Here is a 17,590-nt window from a genome sequence, read left to right as displayed (position 1 = left end):
TCGACGTTTTTTTTGACATGGATCGACGTGATCCAGAGAGAGAAAGGATTTTCCCCATGGGTGAACTGACCGACAAGATCAAAGGCAACGCCAACGAGGCTGCCGGCAAGGTCAAGAGCGCCGTTGGCAAGGCGACGAACGACCGGGAAATGGAAGCCGAAGGCAATGCACAGCAGGCCCAGGGCAAGGGCCAGCAGTTCAAGGGCGAAGTGAAGGGCAAGCTCGGCGACGACATTTGATCGGCTGAGAAATGTCTCGAAGAAAGCCGCTCCATCTGGGGCGGCTTTTTTCGTTCAGGCTCGCGTCCTTCGGGTTCGTCAGAAGTCTTGGCTACCGGTAGGGGCGCGGTCCTGCCGATTTAGGTGTGGATGTCGTGCCTGGTCTGGTTATCCGCGAACGGTACGAGCGCTAGGCGCGTGCCCGCAGCCCGCTTACTGTGGCTCCGCCGGCGCTCAACTTCTCAATATCTGTATTGGCGTGGATCAGCCGCAGGCCGCTCGCCGCCCGTGCGGCTTCCAGCGCCTCGACGAAGGCGTCGGTGGTTTCTGCTGTCCATGTCTGCGCACCGAATGCGGCGCCGAAGGCCGCGAAGTCGGGATTGGTCAATTGTGTGCCTGAAACGCGGCCTGGATATTCGCGCTCCTGATGCATGCGGATGGTGCCGTAATTGCCGTTATCGACCACGATGACGGTGAGGTTCGCGCCATATTGCGCAGCGGTCGCCAGCTCCTGACCGTTCATCAGGAAGTCGCCGTCTCCCGCCACCGCGACCACGGCGCGTTCCGGAAAACGCAGCGCGGCAGCGACGGCAGCGGGGACTCCATAACCCATCGCGCCCGCGGTCGGCGCAAGCTGGCTCGGCATGTCGCCATAGCGCCAGAAACGGTGCCACCAGCCGGAGAAGTTGCCCGCGCCGTTGCAGATAATGGTATCCGCCGGCCAGCTCTCGCGCATCGCCTTGACGCCCAGGCCGAGGTCCAGCGCTGCGTCATTAGCCTCCGGTTCGTTCCAGGCGAGCCATTCGTCATGCGCGGCCTTGCCCGCATCGAAGCTGAGCAGATCGTCCTCCCACAAGGCGGCCTGCTCGGCGAATTCGTCCATCGCCGCGCAGATTGGCAGGTCCGCGCGGTAGACGCTGTTCAGCTCGTCCGGATCGGGATGGATATGGACCAGGATCTGGTCCGGATGGTCGGGCGTGATCAGTTCATAGCCATCGGTCGTCGCCTCGCCCAGCCGCGCGCCGACCGCGATGACGAGGTCTGCCGCTTTCACACGCTCCACCAGCTTCGGATTGGGGCCGTAGCCCAGATTGCCGGCATAGACCGGGCTCTGCCAGTCGATCGCGTCCTGACGGCGAAAGGCGCAAGCGACGGGCAGGCCCAGCCGTTCGGCCCATTCGGCGAAGTAGTGGCGTGCCTTGGCGTTCCAGCCCGCGCCGCCGACGATGCAGACCGGATCGGTCGCGTCGCGGATGGTATCGACCAGCGCCATCATCGCCTCGGCGCAGAGCGGCTGGGTGGGCGGCTGGACGAGCGGACGGTCGATCGCTTCCACCTCGTCGCGCAGCATGTCCTCGGGCAGCGCGAGCACCACGGGGCCGGGGCGGCCCGATGTGGCGACGGCATAGGCCTTGGCGACGAACTCCGGAATGCGCGCCGCACTCTCGATCCGCGCGGCCCATTTGGCCATGGGCGCGAACATGGCCGGGAAGTCGATTTCCTGAAAGCCCTCGCGCCCGCGCATCTTACGGTCCACATCGCCGATGAACAGGATCATCGGCTGGCTGTCCTGCATGGCCACATGGACGCCGATCGAGGCGTTGGTGGCGCCCGGGCCGCGGGTGGCGAAGGCGATGCCGGGCCGCCCCGTCATCGCGCCGTCCGCGCACGCCATGAACGCCGCGCCGCCCTCCTGACGGCACACCACGGTTTCGATCGCGTCCTGCCCGTGCAGCGCGTCCAGCACCGCGAGGAAGCTTTCGCCGGGTACGGTGAACAGCCGATCGCAGCCCTGGATGGCAAGCTGGTCGACGAGGATCTGGCCGCCGGTGCGGGTCATAGGGGTCTCCGGTGCTTCACAGTGCTTCACACTGTCCTGATGCGTTTTTCTGCCTTCCCGCAAACCGCCCGCGGCGCGGCGCGAAAAGGCGGGAGGAGGGAAGGACGGTGGGTCATGCTGTCGGGAGTGACAGACAAATTCCTACTTTGGAAGGGGAGAGCCAAGCAAGGCCTCGATCACCTCGTCATTGCGAGGAGCGTAGCGACGCGGCAATCCAGGGCCGTCATGGCGCTGCATACGCTCTGGATTGCTTCGTTGCCCTACGGGCGCCTCGCAATGACGTTGGTATTTGCGCCAGCGGTCGCTCAGTGGGGCTCCACCCCCGTCCAACTGCGCCTAGCCAGCAAGCGGGCAAGGCTTCGTATCCTTCCCCCATCCAGGGGGAAGGAAGGGCTGTTCTCTCTCGCTTACGGACGCAGCGGGCCGCCCTTGTCCAGCATGGTCTGATAAGCCGGGCGCGCGATCATGCGTTCGCGATAGGCGGAGAGCGCCGGGCGATCCTTCAAGAGGCCGGTCGCGTGCATATGCTCGGCTAGATAGCCCATGTTCACGTCCGCGCCGGTGAAGACATCGCCGAGCAACCAGTCCCGATCCTTCATGTGATCTTCGAGATAATCGAGCTGCTTCGTCACTTCGGCCGAAACGAACCCCTTCAACCGGTCGCTATAGCCGCCGAACATGGGCTCCAGCGAATTGAGGATCAGCGGCATCGCCAGCGTGCCTTCGGCGAAATGCAGCCATTCCAGATATTCGGCGCGGCAATCGTCCGGCGGCGTCAGCTTGCCGCCGCCATGGCGCTCGACCAGATATTCGATGATCGCGCCGCTCTCCACCATCACCCGGCCGTCGACCTCCACTGTCGGCGCCTTGCCCAGCGGATGAACTTCGGCCAGCTCCGGCGGCGCGCGGAATTCCGGCGTCCGGTCATAGCATTTCAGCTCATAGTTGGCACCCATCTCCTCCAGCAGCCAGATGATGCGCGAAGAGCGCGAGATGCGCAGATGGTGAAGGGTGATCATGGTAGTCTCCTTGCAAGTTAGGTTTTGCTTGTCGCTAACGTAAGCACGAAGCAATCTGTCGCCAGGCAGTAATGCCAAGGGGGGAGATTCGCTTGCCGTTCTATATTCGCAAATCGGTGAAAGCCGGTCCATTTCGCTTTAACTTATCGAAAAGCGGCATCGGCGTTTCGACTGGTGTCAAAGGCTTTCGTGTAGGAACGGGGCCTCGCGGCCACTACATTCATGCAGGTCGCGGCGGCCTGTATTATCGCGCGTCAATACCTCGAAATGGCCGCAAGCAGAATTTCGAGATCAAGCCAGCACCAAAATCGCCTGCCCCAAGCTTCAATGAGCAAAAGGTCGAGATGATCAACGTCTCGTCTGTAAACGTTCTGCAAATGGAAGATTCTCGCTTTTCCAATCTACTCAATGAGCTGAATGAAAAGCAACGGTCGACATCGATCAAGGCGGTACTCGGTTGGTCAGCTGCGGGGATCGCCTTCTTACTAGCAATAACAGCGGGCGCGCCAGCTTTCATATTTGGCCTTGTTCTCATATTGGTAGGAATTGTAGCGGGAACTTTTTTCGATGATGTGAAAAGAACGTCAGTGTTAATGTATGAACTCGACCACGATGCTGCTGAGGACTACGGTAAGATGACCGAGCGTTTCGACGCGCTGGCAGCCTGTGAAGGCTGTTGGCATGTCGATTCGGGTGGTGCCGTACAAGACATTCACACTTGGAAAAGAAACGCGGGCGCAAGCCACTTGGTGGACAAGCGGCTAACGGAATTAGGGTACTCTTTACCAAGAGTAATAAAAAGTAACATCACGCCGCCTTTTATAAAGAGCGGAAAAGAGTATCTTTATCTGTTGCCGGATTTTCTATTGGTGGTTCACGATCGTAGTGTTGGGGCTGTGCCTTACGATCGCCTAAAAATTCGATGGGAAGACTCAAATTTTATCGAAGAGGGCGTCGTGCCCTCCGACACGCAGATTGTCGGACGTACTTGGAAGCATCCCAACAAAAGCGGAGGGCCTGATAGGCGTTTCAAAGACAATCGGGAAATACCGATTTGTTTATATGAAAGCGTTTATCTAAGCAGCGATAATGGACTGAACGAGCTTTTGCAATTCTCGAAGAACGGGATCATGGCGCCTCTGGCAGCGGCGATTGGAAAACTTGGCGTGTCGAACGGTTCGAGTAAAACTCAATTAGACGCGCCGCGTTTGACTTGACCTGACCTCAATGCCCAACTGTACCCAAACTCTTGAACGGCTTGTCGTGCTCGCCGAACTTTTCCACCATCGTCGCGCTGGCTTCGTTGAGGCCGATCACCTCCACATTCTTGCCCTCGGCGCGTAGCCGCAGCACCACCTTGTCCAGCGCGCCGGTGGAGCTGATGTCCCAGAAATGCGCGTGGGTGACGTCGATCACGACATTGTCCACGCCGTCCTCATTGAAATAGGCCGCCTCGGTTACGCGGTCCGCGCTGGCGAAGAAGATCTGGCCGGTGAGGGTGTAGCGGCGCGTGGCGCCCTCCCGCTCGCTGGTGATGGTCATCAGCTCGCGCACCTTGCCGGCGAAGAAGATGCCGCTCAGCAGCACGCCGACCAGCACGCCGATGGACAGATCGTGCGTCCAGACCACGGTGATGACGGTCGCCAGCATGACGGTGGTGGACTGCCAGGGATGGTGGCGGATTTCGAGGAAGCTCTGCCAGCGGAAGGTGCTGATCGAGACGAAGATCATCACGGCGACGAGCGCGGGCATCGGTACTCGGGCGACCCAGGGGCCCAGCACGACGATCAGGAACAGCAGCATGGCGCCCGCCACAAAGGTGGAAAGGCGGCGGCGGCCGCCGGACTTCACATTGATGACCGACTGGCCGATCATGGCGCAACCCCCCATGCCGCCGATCCAGCCGGTGAAGAAGTTGGAGATGCCCTGGCCCAGCGTCTCGCGCCGCTTGTCGCTGCGCGTCTCCGTCATGTCGTCAACGATCGAGGCGGTCAGCAGCGATTCGAGCAAGCCGACGGCGGCCATGGCGAGCGAATAGGGCGCGATGATGCGCAGCGTTTCGAAGGTGAACGGCACCTCGGGGATGTGCAGCAACGGGATGCTGTCGGGCAGCGCGCCCATATCGCCGACGGTAAACACGTCGACGTTGAAGAGGACGGCGACGACGGCGAGCAGCACGATCGCGGCGAGCGGAGCGGGCACGACGCTGGTGATGCGCGGCAGGCCGTAGATAATGGCGAGGCCGGCGAGCACCATGGCATAGGTTTCCCAGCCCACGCCCGTCAGTTGCGGCAGCTGCGCCATGAAAATGAGGATGGCGAGCGCATTGACGAAGCCGGTGATGACCGAGCGGGAGACGAAGCGCATCAGCAGATCGAGCCGCAAAAGCGCCGCGATGCCCTGAAACACGCCCATCAGTACCGTGGCCGCGAACAGATATTCTACGCCGTAATCGCGCACCAGCGGAAGCACGAGCACGGCAACGGCGGCGGTGGCCGCGCTGATCATGCCGGGCCGCCCGCCGGTGATGCTGATGATTACCGCGATCGAGAAGCTGGCATAAAGCCCGACGCGCGGGTCGACCCCGGCGATGATCGCGAACCCGATCGCCTCCGGGATCAAGGCCAGCGCGACGACGAGGCCGGCGAGAAACTCGGTCTTCGGATTGCTCAGCCAGTCGCGGCGGATGTTGTTCTGAATGGGCATATCGGACTCGCAAAGCGTTGAGGCGCAGACCGGGCCGGCGCGCTGGCATCAAAATGTCGGATTTGCTGCAGTGCAGCGTGGCGGACTATTAAGGCCGGGGAGCGCGAAAGGCAACCCGGGGGCCATATCGCTATGGTTGCGCGAAGATGGGGAGGCCGCTTGGCAATTTCCGGCGGCACTGAGTGTCCGTTATCGGGCGGGGGTGCGAACTACGCCCGATGACTGAACTTGGGGTGGGAAGCGGACGTTTAGGCTTGGCCAAGCAAGATATCGGCGATTTCTCCGAGATCTCCGACCAATCTAGCGTTCCAGTTGATGTTAACTTGCCCGTATGGTGACACGACAGACATCCAATGCATAGGCGCGCTAACATCTATGTTTCCCGAGGTTTGAGCTTCCCGCTTATATATTTCTTTTGACTGAATTAATCGGTCGAGCGCTTGCCCTTGGGAAACCGAAATGTCTCTTTCCCTAAAATACTCGAGTTCTCGTTGGATCGGGAGAAACCCACCGGGACCGCGCTCACTTGCTTGGCTCCAGTGCCAGCGTCCAGCATCGTCTCGCCAAGCTATTGTACTTGCTTCACTATAAGTATGATGGACTGCAACGCTGTCGATATAAATAATGGTCGCACTTTCCGGCGTCGAGATACCGTTACGAGCTCGCAGGTCCAAAGACCTTGAAATCTCGGGACTTAGCGTGAAGCTGCTCGATTCAAGAACGCTTGATCTCGCCGTTGCACATCCCGCGGTCATGCAAGCACAAATGAAAAGGAATAAGTAACGCATCAGTTTTCGCTATAAGAAAATCAATATGCCCGCAATGGAAACGTTTCCCCACGGACCGATTTCGAAAAAGAAAGCGCTGACAGCGGACAGGGAAGCGGCAAACAGAATTCGCTCCCGCGACTTACGGCATCCTTGCCTTCAAAAACGCCGCGCTGTCGGACAGCACCGGCCCCTTGCCACGGAAGGTGGTGGATAGCGCCATCGCTACCTCCTCATGCGTCAGGCCCGGATAATCCTTCAGCTCCACCGGCACGCCCGCCGCGCGCATCGCCTTGGCGAGATTATAGGCGTTGTAGGGCCGCACCACCGTGTCGTCGGTCGAGGTGACAAGTAGCAGCGGGGGATCGCCCGCGCTTACCTGGTTGATCGGCTGGGTGCTTTCGGGATCGGGCGTCCCGGCGAAGGCGTCGATCGAGCGTTTCTGGTCGAACGGATAGAAGTCGTAAGGTCCGCTGAGGCCGACGCCCGCCTTGATCGTGCCGTCCGGCACGCCCGCCGCCTCCGTCCAGCGCGGATCGAGCGCCAGCATCACCGCGATATAGGCCCCCGCGCTGTGACCGGCCACGCCGATGCGGTTGGGATCGCCGCCGAAATCGGCTGCATGGTCGCGCGTCCAGGCCACCGCCTGGGCGCCGTCCTCCAGAAAGGCGGGATAGCGCACGTCCGGCACCTTCCGGTAATCGGGCAGCACCACGGTGAAGCCTTCATCGGCGAAGGCGCGGGCGGCGAAGCCATATTGCTGGCGCTTTCCCTCCGCCCAGCCGCCGCCATACCAGAAGATGAGGACGGGGCGGCCGTTCGCAGGCGGTGTGCCATCGGGCACCCAGACGTCGAGCTTCTGGCCGTGGCTGCCGAAGGAAAGGCCCTCCGCCGCGCGGTGCACGCCCGATCCGCCGCCGGTGATCCCGTCAACGCTGTTGAGCAGGCCCGGCCCGCTGCATGCCGTTGTCGCGAGCAGCAACAAACCGCCGATCCAGTGGCGCAGCGTCTTCACCGCTTTTTCCGCTGTGCCGGAGCCTCGGCGACATCGCCCGACTGGACGTCTTCCGCCGCCATATCCTGTGGGTTCGTCTGCGCGGGAGCGGCGCCCGCGGGCAGGATGGTCGAACCCGGCGGCAGATCGAGCCAGTCGGTTGGATCGATCCTGTAATAATTGTCGAACAGCTCCAGCGGGAAGGCAAAGGGGCGGCCCCAATTGCTGTTCCACAGCATGACGATGCCGGTCTTTTCCTTGGGATCGTACACCATGGTGGATCGGTAGCCGTCCACCGCGCCGCTATGCCCCTGCAGGAGGTGCCCCTGATAGGTGAAGCTGCGCCAGCCCAGACCATAGCCCGGATCGTCGAGCGCGCGGGCGAGGCGTCCGGCATAGACGCGGTGCGTGGGCACCCAGACGCGGTGCGCCTCATGCACCACGGCGGGTTTCAGCACCTTGGGCCACAGCCCCATCTGCGCTTCCATCCAGCGTTCCAGATCGAGGATGCTGGAGCTGACGCCCGCGGCGGCGGGCACGCGGAAATAGGATTCCACTACTGGCCGTTCCTGATGCCCGCGATGCGGCTTGGCCCAGTTCTCGGAGCCGATCAGCGCGTCCATGCCCACGCCCGCGCGCTTCATGCCGAGCGGCTTGAACAGCTTCTCCTCGACGAGCTGGCCATAGAGCTTTCCGCCCGCCTTGCCCTCGATCTCGCTAGCCGCATCGAAGGCGACATTCTGATAGCTGTGGCAGGTGCCCGGCGCGCATTGCTGCGGCGCGGCGGCAAGCCCCATGCGCAGCGCCGCCGGATTGGCGCCGCCCTCCAGCCGCCCGTCATAGGCGTTCTTGGTGAGGCCCGTCTGATGCGACAGGAGCTGGCCGATGGTCAGCTTCTGTTCGGCGCCGCCCGGCAGGCGCAGCGTGCTGCCCCATTGCGCGACGGTATCGTTCAGCGAGAGCTTGCCCTCGGACGCCAGCAGCGCCGCCATGGTGCCCGCGACGCCCTTGGAGAGCGATGCCCAGCGGAAAACGGTGCCCGGCGCGATCGGCGTGTTCGTCTCGAAATCGGTGACGCCGTAGCCCTTCACGAAGCTCAGCTTGCCATCCTCTACGATGGCAACGGCAAGGCCCGCCATTTCGGGCTGGGCGGCAAGGGTTTGCAGCCGCTGGTCGATCAGCCTGTAATCGATTCGCCCGTGCCAGAGATCGGGCGTGGTGGGCAGCGGGGGCGGGGGCTTGCCGATCACCGAGGTGGCGACCGGGGCCCATGCCTCATCCTGATGCGCGAAGGCCCGGTAGAAGGTCCAGGCAACCAGGAGCAGCGCGGCCGCGGCAATCGCATAGGCGATCATGCGGGCGTTCAGACGGAAGGGCGCGCTCTCCCTGGCTCCGGCGGGAACGGCTTCGTCAGCCAAGAGAGCCGGCCAGAAAACCGACGCGGTACGCCAGTTCGTAGATCAGCACGAGCGCCGCCACCGTCAGGATCGCGCCGCCGCTCCATCGGATCAACGATTTCGTCACTTTGATACTCCCAGCCGCGCCGGCTCCCCCGAGCCCGGCGCTCACCCCTCCATGGGGGTGTAGCGCGCGGTGGTCTTTTCGGCAACTTCCTCCGCCGTTACGCCCGGTGCCAGCTCGATCAGTTGGAACGGGCTGTCATGGTCGGGCCGCTGGAACACGGCGAGGTTGGTGATGATCATGTCCACCACATTGGTGCCGGTCAGCGGCAGGGTGCATTCGGGAATGAACTTCGGGCTGCCGTCCTTGGCATTGTGGTCCATCACCACGATGATCTTCTTGACGCCCGCGACCAGGTCCATCGCGCCGCCCATGCCCTTGATCATCTTGCCGGGGATCATCCAGTTGGCGATGTCGCCATTTTCGGCCACTTCCATCGCGCCGAGCACGGTCAGGTCGATATGCCCGCCGCGGATCATGGCGAAGCTCTGGTCCGATCCGAAATAGACCGACTGCGGCAGTTCGCTGATGGTCTGCTTGCCCGCATTGATCAGGTCCGCGTCCATATCTTCCTTATAGGGGAAGGGGCCGATGCCGAGCATGCCGTTTTCGGACTGGAGCGTCACCTCGACGCCCTCCGGAATATGGTTCGCCACCAGGGTCGGGATGCCGATGCCCAGATTGACGTAATAGCCGTCCTTCAGCTCCTTCGCGGCGCGCGCGGCCATCTGATTGCGGTCCCAGGTCATTGCGTATCTCCGGATGAAGGCGGGGTGGTGGTGGTTGCGGGTTCCCAGCGGACATTGGCCGGGAAGGTTTCGTCCAGTTTGCCGGCGAGAGAAGGGCCGTAGACGGGGTTGGACAGGACGAACCAGCCTTCGCCCCACAGGCGCTGCGCCGGAGCGCCGGAACCGGCCAGTGCGCGGCGGGCGCCGCTCGCCAGCGTCTTGGCGTTGAAGGCGTCCGAGAAGTCACCGAGATTGTCGCCGCCCATCGCGATCACGCAGTAGCGGCTGGCGATGATCGCGCGGCGCGGGTCCTTGGCGCTGCCGCCGGGCGCATCGCCGCTGAGGAACAGCGTTTCGCCATGCACCGCGGGGCCGAGCCCGGCGTTCACCAGCGCGCGCTCGGTAGAGGCGGCGTTGGCAGCCTTGCGATTGGTGTTGAAGACGACGGTGATGCCAGCGTCGCGCAGGCGGCGCAGCGCAGTGACCGCGCCGGGGACGGGTGCGACGGCATCATAACCGGTCCGCTCCCACTCGTCCCACACCTCGGATACATAGCCGCGGCGCGTCTTCGTGGCCCAATATTCGTAGCCGAGGTTCATGAGGACGGTTTCGTCCACATCGAACACGGCGGCCTTGGGCTTGCTTCCGCAGGGCACGAAGCGCGGTAGGTCCGGTGTCGCGCCTTCGGCCAGGATCACGCTGTCGGCGGGGTTCGAAGCGGCAGCAGCGATCGCGTAATCCGCCAGCCCGCGAAAGACTTGGATCGACAGCGCAGCGGCTTCGCCAGAGCCGTAGAGCCAGCGCATCGTATCGGGCGCCTGATCGACGGGCGGAGCCTCGGGCAGCAGCGGCGCAGCGGCCGCCTGCTGGCGCTGCCCCATATTGCGCGCCACCGCCTCGGCCGCATAGGGCAGTGCGCCCGCGACGCAGCCGGACAGCAGCGTGGCCGCGCCCAGCGCCGCCAGCGAAAGCGCAGCGCGGCGCATCAGGCGTATTCGCGCTCGCGGACGGTCTCGAACTCGATCTTCTTGTCGTAGGGCGCGCCGACGATCATGCGGTTCACGTAGATCGAGGGCAGGTGGATGCAATCGGAGTCCAGCTCGCCGACTTCGACGATTTCCTCCACTTCGGCCACGCAGACCTTGCCCGCGGTGGCCATCGGCGCGTTGAAGTTGCGCGCGGTCTTGCGGAACATGAGGTTGCCCGCCTTGTCCGCCTTCCAGCCCTTCACGATGGCAAGATCGGCGAAAATGCCGCGCTCCAGGATGTAATCCTGCCCGTCGAAGGTCTTCACTTCCTTGCCCTCGGCCACCTGCGTGCCGACGCCGGTCTTGGTGTAGAAGCCGGGAATGCCCGCGCCGCCTGCGCGGCAGCGTTCGGCCAGCGTCCCCTGCGGGCAGAACTCCACCTCCAGCTCGCCGGCCAAGAACTGGCGTTCGAACTCCTTGTTCTCGCCGACATAGGAGCTGATCATCTTCTTCACCTGCCGCGTGCGCAGCAGCTTGCCCAGGCCCTCATTGTCGATGCCCGCATTGTTGCTGGCGATGGTGAGGTCCTTCGTGCCCGCATCGCGGATCGCGTCGATCAGCCGCTCGGGGATACCGCAAAGGCCGAAGCCGCCCGCGCAAATCTGCATGCCGTCGAACAACAGGCCGTCCAGGGCGGCGGCGGCATCGGGATAGATTTTCTGCATGGGAAAGCTCCGCTGTGGCGTTACAGGTGGAGGCGATACAGGCGGAAAGGCGGGCGGGTCAACAACGCCTAGTCCGCTTCAATAGACCAGCTTCAGCCCCGGCCGCGGCCAGCGCATCTTCGCAAGCTTTCCGGTGCCCGACAGCGTGATGTACGCATCGCGTCGGTCCGCGCCGCCCCAGCAGATGTTGGTGGTGAAGATATCCGGCGTTTCGACGAACTCGACCAGCTCTCCTTGCGGGCTGATCACGCTGATGCCGGATTCGCCGATGGTGGCGACGCAGATATTGCCGCATTCCTCCACGCCCAGGCTGTCGAAGAATTTGTAGCCCGCGGGGCGATAGACCGGGATGCCGGGGCCGCCGGGCCCTGCGGCATCGTCCACCTTTCCCGGTGCGATGACGTTGAACGCCATCAGGCGACAGGTGTAGGTTTCGGCCGCGTACAGCGTCTTGCCGTCCGGCGAGAGGCCGATGCCATTGGGGTTCATGGAGGGGAAGATCACCTCTTCCAGATGGCTGCCGTCGGTCTTGGCGTAGAAGATGCCGACCACGTCATGGCAGCGCGCCTCATAATCCACCTTGCCGTGATCGGTGAACCAGAAGCCGCCATGCGCGTCGAACACGATGTCGTTGGGGCCGCGCAGGGTGCAGCCATGATCGCCAGACTTGTAGAGGACTTCCACCGCGCCGGTCTGCAGGTCGATCCGTTCGATCCGCCCGCCGCTATAATCGGCAGCGATGCCGTGGGGGGCCAGCGTCTCGCCGCTCGCGGCCCAGGCGAAGCCGCCATTGTTGCAGCAATAGAGCTTGCCGTCCGGACCCATGGCCAGGCCATTGGGTCCGCCGCCGGGCTCGGCCACCGTTTCGGTCGATCCGTCCGGTTTAACGCACGTGATGCGGCCCGCGGCGATCTCCACCAGGATGACGCTGCCGTCCTCCATGGCCACGGGGCCTTCGGGAAAACGCAATCCTTCTGCGACGATATCCATGGGGCAGCTCCTCTCTCCGGCGCGCGCGGCACCCGTTTTATTCTCGTCACGACTGTGCGTCGTCGCGGGAGAAAAATCAAAGAGGGATCGCGCGAAAGCGCGACGAGATGGCTGCGCGCGGTTGGGCGCTCAGATCTTGCTGCGGAGCCGGGCCTTGCCGCTGTCGCGCTGGGCGGCAAGTTCCGCCTTCAGCTTGGCGGGGCTGCGCGCGATCATGAAGCCGAAGCTGACGCCGCCTTCCTTGCCGATGGTGGCATGGTGCAGCTTGTGCGCCTGGACGAGGCGCTTGGCATAGCCGCGCTTGGGCACCCATTTGAAGAAGCGCTGATGCACCAGCCCGTCATGAATGAAGGTATAGATGATGCCGTAAAGCAGCACGCCCACACCCATCCAGAAGGCCGGGGGCCAGGCCGCATCGCCGATCACCATCGGATTGCCGATCGTGAACAGCGCGATCGAGAGCGCGGCACCGAAAATGCCAAACAGATCGTTCTTTTCCAGCTTGTTGTCGTGCGGTTCGTGATGATCGCGGTGCCAGGCCCAGCCGAAGCCATGCATGATATATTTGTGGCTGAACCACGCCACGAACTCCATGGCCGCGGCGGTGGCGAGCGTGATGAGCGTTGCGGAAAGCCAGTTCATATCGTTCGTCTCGGTTGTTCGCCCCGGTCGCGGCGCAGGGCAGGCAGGCCCCACCACGGCGTTTTCGGAGCGATGTGATGCTCCCGATGATAGCCGAAATGGAAACAGCTCGCCAGCGATGCAAGCCAGGAATAATCCAGGCTGCGCGCATTGTGCCGATCGGCGAAGCGATTATCCTCGTGCCGGTGCGGGCGGTAGGTGCCGAAGTAGAACAGCTGCACGCTGCTGAGGATCGCCGGGATGCCGTAAAAGACGGTTACGTTCCAGAGGCTTGCGCCCAGCAGTACGACATAGCTCGTCACGACGGCGCTGACATAGAGCACGCTGAGCCAGCCGAAATAACGCTTGAAGAAGGTAACGTACCAGCGCGCCGCGCTGCGCGGATGGTCGGCATCGAAATCCGGATCGCCCGGCGTTCCGGAATGCTTGTGATGGTCGAAATGCGCGCCCCGCAGCTTGCCATAGGCGAAGCCGGCATAGAGGAACAGAAGGACGGTCCCGATGCGGTCGTTCAGCCGCGGGCGCCCGGGGGCGAGCGATCCGTGCATCGCGTCATGCGCGATGATGAACAGGCCCACAAAGCACCAGCTCTGCAGCGCGATCAGAAACGGCGCCGCCAGCCAGTTCCAGCCTTCCAGCGGAAAGAAGAACACGCCGTAGATATGGCTCGCCAGCCACAGGCCGAAAATCCCGGCTGCAAGCGAAAGGCCCACCAGCGTCTGCAGGCGCGCAGGCTCGCTTCGGTTCGTGCGGGTGGTGTTCAGGGCGGGCATCGCTACGGAATGTAGGATGTTTGGCGGGCCGATGATAGCGCCAAGTCTTTTGGAGGTCTCTAGGGCGGTCGATTTCGCGGCATCGAAGTCCGCTCGTTCCGTGCTGTGCGAATCGCATCCGCAATCGCTTGCCAGCGCCGGGTCCACCGCCTACGGCAGCGCCATACCGAATACAGGAGAAGCACGCATGAAGGCCCTCATCTCGCGCGAAACCGGCGGACCGGAAACCTTGGAATTCGGGGAGCTGCCCGATCGCGAACCGGGCAAAGGCGAGATCCTGATCGACGTGAAGGCCTGCTCGATCAACTTCCCCGATACGCTGATCATCGAGGACAAATATCAGGTGAAGCCGCCGCGGCCCTTCGCGCCCGGCAGCGAAGTGGCGGGCACCGTCGCCAAGCTGGGCGAGGGCGTGGAAGGCTTCTCCGTGGGAGACCGGATCATCACCGGCACCGGCTTCGGCGGCCTCGCCGAACAGGCGATCGGGCGCGCGGCCAATTGCTATCATCTGCCCGAAAAGTTCAGCTTCGCGCAGGGCGCATCGCTGCTGATGACCTACGGTACCTCGATCCACGCGCTGAAGGATCGCGGTCGCATCGCGGAAGGGGACGAGGTGCTGGTGCTGGGCGCGGCGGGCGGCGTCGGCATCTCCGGCGTGGAGCTGGCCAAGGCCTATGGCGCGCGCGTCGTTGCGGGCGTGTCGAGCGAGGAAAAAGCGCAGATGGCGCGCGACGCCGGGGCGGACGCCGTGGTGATCTACGACCGGGCGCCGTTCGACAAGGATGCCTCCAAGGCGCTGGCCAACAAGTTCAAGGAAGCGTGCGAGAAGGACGGATACGACATCGTCTACGATATCGTCGGTGGCGATTATTCGGAGCCCGCGGTGCGCGCGATCGGTTGGGAAGGGCGGTTCCTGGTCACCGGTTTCCCGGCGGGCATCGCCAAGCTGCCGCTGAACCTGACGCTTCTGAAAAGCTGCGACGTTTGCGGCGTTTTCTGGGGCGCCTTCGCCGCGCGCTTCCCCGATAAGAACCGCGCCAACATCGCCGAGCTGTTCGATCTGTGGGAAGCCGGCAAGATCGCGCCGCCGGTGTCCGAAACCTATGCCTTCGAAAATGCGGCCGAGGCGATCCGCAAGGTCGGCGCGCGCGAGGCGGTGGGCAAGCTGGTGGTCGAGATCGGCTAGGGATTCGGTCTTTTCCGCACGTCACGCGCTTGTCGAAGCGCTGCACTTGCGCCATGGGGCGGTGGAACGGCCCCGGCTTTTGTTGGCTGGGGCCGCACCGATACAGCTGCTTCAAGGGAATAGATCGATGACCGGTTTCGATGATCGTGAAAAGGCGTTCGAAAACAAGTTCGCGCGCGATGAGGAAGTGCAGTTCAAGGTCATGGCGCGCCGCAACCGCCTGCTCGGCCAGTGGGCTGCGGGCAAGATGGGCCTGACGCCGGAAGAGACCGACAGCTATGCGCGCGAAGTCGTTCAGGCCGATTTCGAGGAAGCGGGCGACGACGACGTGTTGCGCAAGGTAGTGGGCGACCTTACCTCCGCCGGAGTAGAGACTGATGCGGCGACGGTGCGTCAGGCGATGGACGAAAAGCTCATCGAAGCGCGCCGCCAACTCATCGAAGGCAGCTGAAGGACAGGTTTAACGATATGCCGATGGCAGCAGACGACATCGAGAAGCTGATCAAACAGGCGATTCCGGACGCGAATGTGCGGATCGACGATCTGGCGGGCGATGGCGATCATTATGCCGCGCATGTCGAGGCCGAAAGCTTCCGGGGCATGAGCCGCGTCAAGCAGCATCAGGCGGTTTATGCCGCGCTGGGCGGCCGCATGGGTGGGGAGCTGCATGCGTTGCAACTCACCACCGCGGTGCCCGCCGGCGCTTCCGCATCCCAAGGAGAATAATTCATGGCCGACGACATTAATTCCCGTATCGACAGCATGGTGAAGGCCAAGGACGTGGTCCTTTTCATGAAGGGCACGCCGTTGTTTCCGCAGTGCGGGTTTTCCAGCCGCGCGATCGCGATCCTCGATCATCTGGGCGTGGACTATGACAGCGTCGATGTGCTGCAGGACATGGACGTGCGCCAGGGCATCAAGACCTATTCGGACTGGCCCACCATCCCGCAGCTTTATGTGAAGGGTGAATTCGTCGGCGGATCGGACATCATGATGGAGATGTACGAGGCGGGCGAGCTGAAGAGCCTGATGGACGAAAAATCGGTCGCGCGCGCCGAATGATGCCCGGGCGGCGCGCCGAATAAGACGGCGCGCCATAATTGCACCACAAAATCGTCGTTCCCATGCTGTTAGGGCGAACGCCCTGACGGCGAAATCGGTTCGCCCGAACAGGAGGGGCGAACTTTTGCGATCCATCGATGGAATGCTGCTGTGCGACGTGACGCAAGGCTGGTCCGCCTCCGGTGGTGGAATCGGCAGCTATATCCGCCGCAAACAATCCTGGATCGCCGACAATAGCGATGCGCGCCATCTGCTGGTGGTGCCCGGCGAGGAAGACCGGATCGTCGAAAACGGGCAGTTCGTGCGCGCGGAGGTGAGAAGCCCCACGCTGCCGCATTCCCCCAATTATCGTTTTTTGCTGCGCAACGGCGCGGTGCGCGAAGTGTTGGAGCGGTTTCGTCCTGATCTTATCGAGACCTTCGATCCCTATAATCTGCCCTGGGCGGCGTTGAAGCACCGCAAGCGGCATCCTGAAACCACTGTAATCGCGGGTTACCACACCGATTTTCCGCGCGCGCATATCGGTGAATTCTTCATCCATGACTTTCCGCTGGGCGGGCGCGCCTTTGCGCCCACATCCGCGCGGATTGCCGATGCCTATGCGGGCAAGCTTTACCGGCAGTTCGACAATGTCTTCGGCCTTGGTAGCGACAGTGTGGAGCGGCTGCGTGCGGTGGGTGTGGAGAATGTCGAGCGCATGCCGCTGGGGGCTGATCTTTCGCAGTTCCAGCCGAGCCGCCGCAACATGGAATTCCGCCGCAAGCTCGGCGTGCCGGACGATGCGCCCTTGCTGGTCTATGCTGGCCGGCTGGACCGTGAGAAGCGCGTTGCCAAGGTTTGGGAAGCGTTCAAACTGTTGCCGCCCGAGCTCGGCGCGCATCTGCTGATCCTGGGGCAGGGCAAATGGCGCGACGACCGAATCGCGGACGGCACCAACGGCGTGCTGCATATGCCGGGCTATCTCGACAATCGCGAGGCATTGGGCGAGGCGCTGGCTTCGTCCGATATCTATGTCTCCGCGCACCCTTATGAAACGTTCGGCATGTCGATTGTCGAGGCGCAGGCGGCGGGGCTGCCCATCGTCGGCGTGCGCAGCGGCGCGATGATCGACCGTGTGCCCGAGGGCACCGGGCTGCTCGGCCCCATCGACAATCCGTCCGCTATGGCTGCTAACATCCGCAAGGTGTGGCATGGCAATCGCGCCGCCATGGGTGAGGCCGGTCGCGCATTGGTGAGCGAGCGCTTCACTTGGCAGAAAACCTTCGATACCCTGTTCAACCGCATCTATCCGCACGCTTTTTCTGCGCGGGATGAGCGCTTGGCCGAACAACGCCGCGGCGTGCTGGACTGGTTTGCAAAGGGGGGTGTCGCGGGTACGGAAGGGCGCGAGACCAGAAAATAGCGGCCCGCCGGACACCCGCGACTGGAAGCAAACTTCATGGTGCACGCTTTGTGCCATTTGCCCGAAGTTCGCTTCTTCAAGCATTTAGACGGTTAATTTTCGATTAAAT

Annotated in this window: 18 protein-coding genes; 7 read left to right on the top strand and 11 right to left on the bottom strand. The window is 62.9% G+C overall.

Features of this window, described 5'->3' with window-relative positions; genetic code table 11:
* Positions 1-56: 56 nt before the first annotated feature.
* A complete protein-coding gene (locus I6A82_RS13225) occupies positions 57-239 on the top strand; it encodes a CsbD family protein (protein ID WP_198095252.1) in 183 nt (60 codons plus the stop codon).
* A 169-nt stretch (positions 240-408) separates the two neighbouring features.
* Here the strand turns inward: I6A82_RS13225 and I6A82_RS13220 are convergent, their stop codons facing one another.
* Entirely contained in the window at positions 409-2,058 is a 1,650-nt protein-coding gene (locus I6A82_RS13220) for a thiamine pyrophosphate-binding protein (RefSeq protein ID WP_198095251.1), read from the bottom strand.
* 407 nt (positions 2,059-2,465) lie between these two features.
* Positions 2,466-3,077: a glutathione S-transferase family protein gene (locus I6A82_RS13215; protein ID WP_198095250.1), complete on the bottom strand. Its 612-nt coding sequence runs from the start codon at positions 3,075-3,077 to the stop codon at positions 2,466-2,468.
* Between the two features lie 92 nt (positions 3,078-3,169).
* Between I6A82_RS13215 and I6A82_RS13210 the strand changes: the two genes are divergently transcribed.
* On the top strand, positions 3,170-4,294 hold the full coding sequence (locus I6A82_RS13210; RefSeq protein WP_198095249.1) for a DUF4236 domain-containing protein: 1,125 nt from the start codon (positions 3,170-3,172) through the stop codon (positions 4,292-4,294).
* Positions 4,295-4,301: 7 nt separating this feature from the next.
* Here the strand turns inward: I6A82_RS13210 and I6A82_RS13205 are convergent, their stop codons facing one another.
* The 9 genes from I6A82_RS13205 to I6A82_RS13165 all read right to left on the bottom strand — a co-directional run bounded on the left by I6A82_RS13205 (position 4,302) and on the right by I6A82_RS13165 (position 13,831).
* Positions 4,302-5,783 carry a SulP family inorganic anion transporter gene (locus tag I6A82_RS13205; RefSeq protein WP_198095248.1) on the bottom strand — a complete coding sequence of 494 codons (1,482 nt, stop codon included), beginning with the start codon at positions 5,781-5,783 and terminating at the stop codon, positions 4,302-4,304.
* Between the two features lie 909 nt (positions 5,784-6,692).
* Complete coding sequence (locus I6A82_RS13200) at positions 6,693-7,565, bottom strand: alpha/beta hydrolase (RefSeq protein ID WP_198095247.1); 873 nt, start codon at positions 7,563-7,565, stop codon at positions 6,693-6,695.
* Positions 7,562-8,962 carry a serine hydrolase domain-containing protein gene (locus I6A82_RS13195; protein ID WP_198095246.1) on the bottom strand — a complete coding sequence of 467 codons (1,401 nt, stop codon included), beginning with the start codon at positions 8,960-8,962 and terminating at the stop codon, positions 7,562-7,564. Before I6A82_RS13195 ends, I6A82_RS13200 begins: the two co-directional genes overlap by 4 nt.
* A 147-nt stretch (positions 8,963-9,109) precedes the next feature.
* The gene (locus I6A82_RS13190; RefSeq protein ID WP_198095245.1) at positions 9,110-9,754 is read right to left on the bottom strand and encodes a 3-oxoacid CoA-transferase subunit B; all 645 of its coding nucleotides are present in this window, start codon (positions 9,752-9,754) and stop codon (positions 9,110-9,112) included.
* Complete coding sequence (locus tag I6A82_RS13185) at positions 9,751-10,719, bottom strand: 5'-nucleotidase, lipoprotein e(P4) family (protein WP_198095244.1); 969 nt, start codon at positions 10,717-10,719, stop codon at positions 9,751-9,753. Before I6A82_RS13185 ends, I6A82_RS13190 begins: the two co-directional genes overlap by 4 nt.
* Positions 10,719-11,426 carry a CoA transferase subunit A gene (locus I6A82_RS13180; protein ID WP_198095243.1) on the bottom strand — a complete coding sequence of 236 codons (708 nt, stop codon included), beginning with the start codon at positions 11,424-11,426 and terminating at the stop codon, positions 10,719-10,721. Before I6A82_RS13180 ends, I6A82_RS13185 begins: the two co-directional genes overlap by 1 nt.
* A gap of 78 nt (positions 11,427-11,504) precedes the next feature.
* Positions 11,505-12,416 carry an SMP-30/gluconolactonase/LRE family protein gene (locus tag I6A82_RS13175; RefSeq protein ID WP_198095242.1) on the bottom strand — a complete coding sequence of 304 codons (912 nt, stop codon included), beginning with the start codon at positions 12,414-12,416 and terminating at the stop codon, positions 11,505-11,507.
* A gap of 129 nt (positions 12,417-12,545) precedes the next feature.
* On the bottom strand, positions 12,546-13,058 hold the full coding sequence (locus I6A82_RS13170; protein ID WP_198095241.1) for a sterol desaturase family protein: 513 nt from the start codon (positions 13,056-13,058) through the stop codon (positions 12,546-12,548).
* On the bottom strand, positions 13,055-13,831 hold the full coding sequence (locus I6A82_RS13165; RefSeq protein WP_198095240.1) for a fatty acid desaturase: 777 nt from the start codon (positions 13,829-13,831) through the stop codon (positions 13,055-13,057). The genes I6A82_RS13170 and I6A82_RS13165 overlap by 4 nt, the downstream gene beginning before the upstream one ends.
* 187 nt (positions 13,832-14,018) lie before the next feature.
* On the opposite strand from I6A82_RS13165, the gene I6A82_RS13160 reads away from it, so the two are divergent.
* From I6A82_RS13160 to I6A82_RS13140, 5 genes are all read left to right on the top strand, one after another.
* A complete protein-coding gene (locus I6A82_RS13160) occupies positions 14,019-15,017 on the top strand; it encodes an NADPH:quinone oxidoreductase family protein (protein WP_198095239.1) in 999 nt (332 codons plus the stop codon).
* A gap of 127 nt (positions 15,018-15,144) precedes the next feature.
* Positions 15,145-15,468 (top strand): DUF1476 domain-containing protein, encoded by a 324-nt coding sequence (locus I6A82_RS13155; RefSeq protein WP_198095238.1) that lies wholly within the window; start codon positions 15,145-15,147, stop codon positions 15,466-15,468.
* 17 nt (positions 15,469-15,485) lie between these two features.
* Positions 15,486-15,743, top strand: coding sequence for a BolA/IbaG family iron-sulfur metabolism protein (locus I6A82_RS13150; protein WP_187336801.1), 258 nt, complete (start codon positions 15,486-15,488; stop codon positions 15,741-15,743).
* 3 nt (positions 15,744-15,746) lie between these two features.
* Positions 15,747-16,079, top strand: a complete 333-nt coding sequence (gene grxD, locus I6A82_RS13145; protein ID WP_187336800.1) for a Grx4 family monothiol glutaredoxin — start codon at positions 15,747-15,749, stop codon at positions 16,077-16,079.
* Between the two features lie 124 nt (positions 16,080-16,203).
* Positions 16,204-17,481, top strand: coding sequence for a glycosyltransferase (locus I6A82_RS13140; protein WP_198095237.1), 1,278 nt, complete (start codon positions 16,204-16,206; stop codon positions 17,479-17,481).
* The last annotated feature ends 109 nt before the right edge of the window (positions 17,482-17,590 follow it).

The sequence above is a fragment of the Novosphingopyxis sp. YJ-S2-01 genome (assembly GCF_016093175.1).
GTDB lineage: Bacteria > Pseudomonadota > Alphaproteobacteria > Sphingomonadales > Sphingomonadaceae > Novosphingopyxis > Novosphingopyxis iocasae.
This window is presented reverse-complemented; position numbering and strand designations above follow the sequence as displayed.

What these genes read in the sequence shown, in the direction of transcription:
- I6A82_RS13225 (WP_198095252.1), top strand. Translation starts at nt 57, where the DNA reads ATGGGTGAACTGACCGACAAGATCAAAGGCAACGCCAACGAGGCTGCC.
- I6A82_RS13220 (WP_198095251.1), bottom strand. Translation starts at nt 2,058, where the DNA reads ATGACCCGCACCGGCGGCCAGATCCTCGTCGACCAGCTTGCCATCCAG.
- I6A82_RS13215 (WP_198095250.1), bottom strand. Translation starts at nt 3,077, where the DNA reads ATGATCACCCTTCACCATCTGCGCATCTCGCGCTCTTCGCGCATCATC.
- I6A82_RS13205 (WP_198095248.1), bottom strand. Translation starts at nt 5,783, where the DNA reads ATGCCCATTCAGAACAACATCCGCCGCGACTGGCTGAGCAATCCGAAG.
- I6A82_RS13190 (WP_198095245.1), bottom strand. Translation starts at nt 9,754, where the DNA reads ATGACCTGGGACCGCAATCAGATGGCCGCGCGCGCCGCGAAGGAGCTG.
- I6A82_RS13185 (WP_198095244.1), bottom strand. Translation starts at nt 10,719, where the DNA reads ATGCGCCGCGCTGCGCTTTCGCTGGCGGCGCTGGGCGCGGCCACGCTG.
- I6A82_RS13180 (WP_198095243.1), bottom strand. Translation starts at nt 11,426, where the DNA reads ATGCAGAAAATCTATCCCGATGCCGCCGCCGCCCTGGACGGCCTGTTG.
- I6A82_RS13175 (WP_198095242.1), bottom strand. Translation starts at nt 12,416, where the DNA reads ATGGATATCGTCGCAGAAGGATTGCGTTTTCCCGAAGGCCCCGTGGCC.
- I6A82_RS13170 (WP_198095241.1), bottom strand. Translation starts at nt 13,058, where the DNA reads ATGAACTGGCTTTCCGCAACGCTCATCACGCTCGCCACCGCCGCGGCC.
- I6A82_RS13165 (WP_198095240.1), bottom strand. Translation starts at nt 13,831, where the DNA reads ATGCCCGCCCTGAACACCACCCGCACGAACCGAAGCGAGCCTGCGCGC.
- I6A82_RS13160 (WP_198095239.1), top strand. Translation starts at nt 14,019, where the DNA reads ATGAAGGCCCTCATCTCGCGCGAAACCGGCGGACCGGAAACCTTGGAA.
- I6A82_RS13155 (WP_198095238.1), top strand. Translation starts at nt 15,145, where the DNA reads ATGACCGGTTTCGATGATCGTGAAAAGGCGTTCGAAAACAAGTTCGCG.
- I6A82_RS13150 (WP_187336801.1), top strand. Translation starts at nt 15,486, where the DNA reads ATGCCGATGGCAGCAGACGACATCGAGAAGCTGATCAAACAGGCGATT.
- grxD (WP_187336800.1), top strand. Translation starts at nt 15,747, where the DNA reads ATGGCCGACGACATTAATTCCCGTATCGACAGCATGGTGAAGGCCAAG.